The 3,957-nt window shown below is 63.1% G+C and carries 4 protein-coding genes; 1 reads left to right on the forward strand and 3 read right to left on the reverse strand.

The window, feature by feature from the left end; all coding sequences use genetic code 11:
* Together EOA27_RS26065 and coaD are read right to left on the reverse strand one after the other, a co-directional pair.
* Positions 1 to 228, reverse strand: a 228-nt coding sequence (locus EOA27_RS26065; RefSeq protein WP_245491163.1) for a peptidylprolyl isomerase, incomplete at its 3' end; no start/stop codon positions are given.
* A 126-nt stretch (positions 229 to 354) separates the two neighbouring features.
* Positions 355 to 855: a pantetheine-phosphate adenylyltransferase gene (gene coaD, locus EOA27_RS26070; protein ID WP_126082582.1), complete on the reverse strand. Its 501-nt coding sequence runs from the start codon at positions 853 to 855 to the stop codon at positions 355 to 357.
* Between the two features lie 193 nt (positions 856 to 1,048).
* Between coaD and EOA27_RS26075 the strand changes: the two genes are divergently transcribed.
* Positions 1,049 to 1,201 (forward strand): hypothetical protein, encoded by a 153-nt coding sequence (locus EOA27_RS26075; RefSeq protein ID WP_095765297.1) that lies wholly within the window; start codon positions 1,049 to 1,051, stop codon positions 1,199 to 1,201.
* Between the two features lie 50 nt (positions 1,202 to 1,251).
* Here EOA27_RS26075 and gyrA read toward each other — a convergent pair.
* The coding region (gene gyrA, locus EOA27_RS26080; protein ID WP_127257608.1) for a DNA gyrase subunit A at positions 1,252 to 3,957 on the reverse strand (2,706 nt) is incomplete at its 5' end.

Here is a 3,957-nt window from a genome sequence, read left to right on the forward strand (position 1 = left end):
GGAAAGATCGGAACCGCCGGTGCCGACGGCTTGCGGGTCGAAACCCTTCTTCATGTTGCCGAATTTGACGTCGCCGGTCTGCGCCATGAAGCCGTCGATGACGCGGTGGAAGGCGACATTGTCATAGGCGCCGTCGCGCACCAGCTTCTTGATCTGCGCGACATGCTTGGGCGCCAGATCGGGGCGCAGCGCAATCGTCACGTCGCCATCCTTGAGCGTGATGATCATAGTGTTTTCCTTGTCGGCGGCGACGGCCGGCCCGGATGCCGAGAAAAGGGATGCTGCGAAAAGGCCGGCTAGCACGACAAGGAACGAAGCGAGCTTCTTCAGCTGCATAGGGATCTCCGGGAAAACCTATTTGGTGAACTTGGCGGTGAGCGCCCCGGCGACAGCCGCCGGCACGAATGGGCGGATGTCGCCGCCCATCGAGGCAATCTGGCGCACGAGTGTGGCGGTAATGGTGCGCACCGAGGGACTCGCCGGCAGAAAAACCGTCTGCAGTTCCGGCGCCATCGTCTCGTTCATGCCGGCCATCTGCATTTCGTAGTCTAGATCGGTGCCGTCGCGCAGGCCGCGGATCATGATCGAAGCGCCCCGCTTGCGGGCAGCGTCGATGACCAGCCCGTCGAAGGCAACGACCTTGATGCGGCCGGCGTCCTTGCCCAATTCGGCCTTGGCAGCGGCTTCGATCAGCTTCACGCGTTCCTCGAAGGAAAACAACGGTTTCTTGCCCGGATGGATGCCGATCGCCGCATAGACGGTGTCGGCCACCGCCAGCGACGCCTTGAGCACGTCAAGATGGCCGTTGGTCAGCGGGTCGAAGGAGCCAGCGTAAAGGGCGGTGCGTTCGGTCATGGCAGGCTTCTAGCGGGCGGGCGTACGGAAGGCAAATCCGATTAATTGCGGTCATCCGTGAACCATTCCGCGGACATGAACGACGGATGAACGCGGCAATCACGAACGTTTCACGCAGCGTTCACTAGGTTGCCGCTTCAAGGGACGAAACAAAATCTCCATCTCATCGTTGTAAGCTCAGGAGAACACGCAAATGCTGATCTACATGCTTGCCACAGCAATGACCATCGTGATGCTCATCGCGACCGCCTTCGGGTTGCATCAGGAAGCAGCGCGGGTGCGCGTCAAGGCCAACACCAAGCGCCTCGATGGTTTCGCCCACCGCAACGTCTACCGTCGCCACTGATCCCCGTCATGATCGAACCGGCCCAACGGGCCGGTTGAGCCGGACGAAATCTATTCGCTCCCGCCCGTATCGTCCGCACCAGCCTCGCTCGAAGCCACGTCTTCCGCTTCTTCGTCCGACTGCGGCTCCGAAATCCGCTCCACCGACACGACCTTCTCGCCTTCGGCCGTATTGAAGATCGTCACGCCCTTGGTGGCGCGACTGGCAAAGCGTATGCCGTTGACCGGCACCCGGATCACCGTGCCGCCGTCCGAAACCAGCATGATCTGATCGTCATTGCCGACCGGGAAGGTCGCGACCAGGCGGCCGATCTCGGCCGTCTTGGAAACGTCGGTGGCGCGAATGCCCTTGCCGCCGCGCCCCGTCAGGCGGAAGTCGTAGGACGACGAGCGCTTGCCGTAGCCGTATTCGGTCACCGTCAGCACAAGCTGCTCATGCGCCTTGAGGAACTCGTAACGCTCGTCGGAAAGCTCGGCTTCCTCGCCGACCTCCTCATTGGTGAGCGCGATCTCCTCTTCCTCGCCGGCGACAAGCCGGCGCTCGGCCGCCGCGCGCTTCAGATAGGCTGCACGCTCGGCGGGTGACGCATCGACGTGCTCGATGATCGACATCGAGATGATGCGGTCGGTCTCGGCCATGCTTATGCCGCGCACGCCGACGGAATTGCGGCTCTGGAAGACGCGCACGTCGGAGACCGGGAAACGGATGCACTGGCCGGAATTCGCCGTCAAAAGCACGTCGTCATTGTCGGTGCAGGTCTCGACGCCGAGGATCTCGTCGCCCTCTTCCTCCAGCTTCATGGCGATCTTGCCATTGCGGTTGACCTGGACGAAGTCGCTGAGCTTGTTGCGGCGCACGGTGCCGCGCGTGGTAGCGAACATCACGTCGAGATCGCCCCAACTGGTCTCGTCCTCCGGCAGAGGCATGATCGTGGTGATGCGCTCGCCCTGCTCGAGCGGCAGCATGTTGATCAGCGCCTTGCCGCGCGATTGCGGGTTGCCGATCGGCAGCCGCCAGACCTTTTCCTTGTAGACGATGCCGCGCGAGGAGAAGAACAGCACGGGCGTGTGCGTGTTGGCGACGAACAGCCGAGTGACGAAATCCTCTTCCTTGGTCGACATGCCGGAGCGGCCCTTGCCGCCCCGGCGCTGCGCCCGGTAGAGCGACAGCGGCACGCGCTTGATGTAGCCGGAATGGCTGACGGTGACGACCATGTCCTCGCGCTGGATCAGGTCCTCGTCTTCCATGTCCGCGCCGCCGTCGGAGAGCTCGGTGCGGCGCGGCGTGCCGAACTCGTCGCGGACCGCGATCAGCTCGTCCTTGACGATCTGCTGGATGCGCGCGCGAGACGACAAAATGTCAAGGAAATCAATGATCTCGGCGCCGATCTTGTTCAACTCGTCGGCGATCTCGTCGCGGCCGAGCGCGGTCAGGCGCTGCAGGCGCAGGTCGAGGATGGCGCGCGCCTGTTCCTCGGAGAGATTATATGTGCCGTCCTCGTTGATGCGGTGACGCGGGTCGTCGATCAGCTTGATCAGCGGCGCGACGTCGTGCGACGGCCAGCGCCGCTCCATCAACTGCTCGCGCGCCGTCTGCGGATCGGGCGCGGTGCGGATGAGCTTGATCACCTCGTCGATATTGGCGACCGCAATCGCAAGGCCGACAAGGACATGCGCGCGCTCGCGCGCCTTGCGCAGCAGGTATTTGGTGCGGCGGCTGATCACCTCTTCGCGGAAAGCGACGAAGGCTTTCAGCATGTCGATCAGCGTCATCACCTCCGGCTTGCCGCCGTTGAGCGCCACCATGTTGGCGCCGAACGACGTCTGCAGCGGCGTGAAGCGGTAAAGCTGGTTGAGGATAACGTCGGCGACGGCCTCGCGCTTCAGCTCGATGACGACCCGGTAGCCCTGGCGGTCGCTTTCGTCGCGAATGTCGGAAATGCCGTCGATGCGCTTTTCGCGCACCAGTTCCGCCATCTTCTCGATCATCGCCGCCTTGTTCACCTGATAGGGAATCTCGGTGACGACGATGGATTCGCGGTCGTTGCCGCGGGATTCGATATTGACGCGGCCGCGCATGACGATCGAACCGCGCCCGGTGGAATAGGCGCTGTAGATGCCGGAACGGCCAAGCACGATGCCACCAGTCGGGAAGTCCGGGCCGGGCACGATCTCCATCAGCGCCGGCAGGTCGATGGCCGGGTTGTCGATGAGGGCGATGGCGCCGTTGCAGACTTCGCTCAGATTGTGCGGCGGAATGTTGGTGGCCATGCCGACGGCGATACCGCCCGAGCCGTTGACCAGAAGGTTGGGAAAGCGCGCCGGCAGCACCTTCGGCTCTTGTTCGGCGCCGTCATAATTGTCCTGGAAATCGACCGTTTCCTTGTCGATATCCTCCAGGAGTTCATGCGCGACCTTGGTGAGCCGCGACTCGGTGTAGCGCATGGCCGCGGGCGGATCGGCGTCGATGGAGCCGAAGTTGCCCTGCCCGTCGATCAGAGGCACGCGCAGCGACCAGTCCTGCGCCATGCGAACCAGCGCGTCATAGATCGAGGCGTCGCCATGCGGATGGTATTTACCCATCACGTCGCCGACGATGCGCGACGATTTCACATGCTTGCGGTTCCAGTGGTAACCGCCTTCCTGCATGGCGTAGAGGATGCGGCGATGGACGGGCTTCAGGCCGTCGCGCACGTCTGGCAGCGCGCGGCTGACGATCACGCTCATGGCGTAATCGAGATAGGAGCGCTGCATCTC

This window comes from Mesorhizobium sp. M2A.F.Ca.ET.037.01.1.1 (assembly GCF_003998075.1).
In the GTDB taxonomy this organism is placed as follows: Bacteria; Pseudomonadota; Alphaproteobacteria; order Rhizobiales; family Rhizobiaceae; genus Mesorhizobium.